The following is a 1,170-nucleotide window of genomic DNA, read 5'->3' as shown; positions in this document are numbered from 1 at the left end:
TCCTTTCTATCTTTTCTTCTTCCTTGTAGCTGCCGTTAAAAAAGGCAATGGAATATACCAGGACTTTGCCGTATGGCTTAGTCCTGGTTATTCGCTTGTCTTTTAGGTAGCGTATGGCTAGGGGAACAAAAGATAAGAATTTTTTATTTTTACTTAATACTTACATGATTTCTACTTTAATGAGATATGAAAAACGTTAAAATACAATATAGTACTGGTTTTTTGTTTGCAGCAATAGTGAACACATACGAATTAAATGGAATCTTTTTTTAACGTTAGCAATGAAAAGGAGCTGCATCAGCAGCTCCTTACCATGCTTTTTCTGCTTTAAAATAAGAGCATTTGCAGCGCAAAAGCTCTCCTTAAAGGGGCGATAAAAATCCGCCCCCCCTTTCCTAATACATCACATATTCCATCTTGATAAAACCATATTTCTTTGGCCAATCTTCAATATAAAAGAAAAACAAACGATAAGACAATGTATGAGCATCATCCGTTTCAGAGCAATAAACATGCTCCTTCACATACTCATTGTTACCTATTTCATGATGAGCGTTAGACGAAGGTATAACCACATCATCTAACTCTTCTTTCTTCATTAATTCATATAAGGCAAATCTCGATTCCATATACGGGTCGTTCTCATTGTGATAGTCACACATTTGGTTAAGGACTATCCATTCAGAAAATGATATACGGGAAAAAGAAATCGTGAAACGTTCTCCATCATATGGAAAACTCCGATGTGGATAGAAAGAAATTTCTTTCAAACTTCGATGCTGATATAAGCATTCTGTCAAAGGAAATGAATCGTATTCAAACCCTGGATAGTGTACTATCATTTTAGAAAAACTGTTCGCAAGATCTACTCCTGAAGAGTGCTTTTCATCATCCTTTTCTTGCTCTTCTAAGCATGCTATCTCGTCATTCTCCTCCAATGCGTAACCGCAGCCACGCATGGAATCCATCATATATTTTTCGTCATATGTTTGTATCTCAATATCATCGCATTCTTTTGCTGCTTCTGCTTCTTCGTTTATCTGTTTAAACTCTTCATCGAGTAGTTCGAATTTGTTTTTCATCTTTGATTCACTCCCTATATTTTTTCCTTTTGGAAAGCGAAGCGTAATATTCCAGAAGGAGTATTTTTCCTTTTTGCTAAGGCGAACG

1 protein-coding gene is annotated in these 1,170 nt (G+C 36.0%); it reads right to left on the bottom strand.

What is annotated here, in order from left to right; translation table 11 throughout:
* Nucleotides 1-395: 395 nt before the first annotated feature.
* Nucleotides 396-1,170, bottom strand: a 775-nt coding sequence (locus D1Z92_RS17050) for a hypothetical protein (protein ID WP_206099780.1), incomplete at its 5' end; no start/stop codon positions are given.

Source organism: Longirhabdus pacifica, assembly GCF_004115085.1.
In the GTDB taxonomy this organism is placed as follows: Bacteria; Bacillota; Bacilli; order Paenibacillales; family DSM-105158; genus Longirhabdus; species Longirhabdus pacifica.
This window is presented reverse-complemented; position numbering and strand designations above follow the sequence as displayed.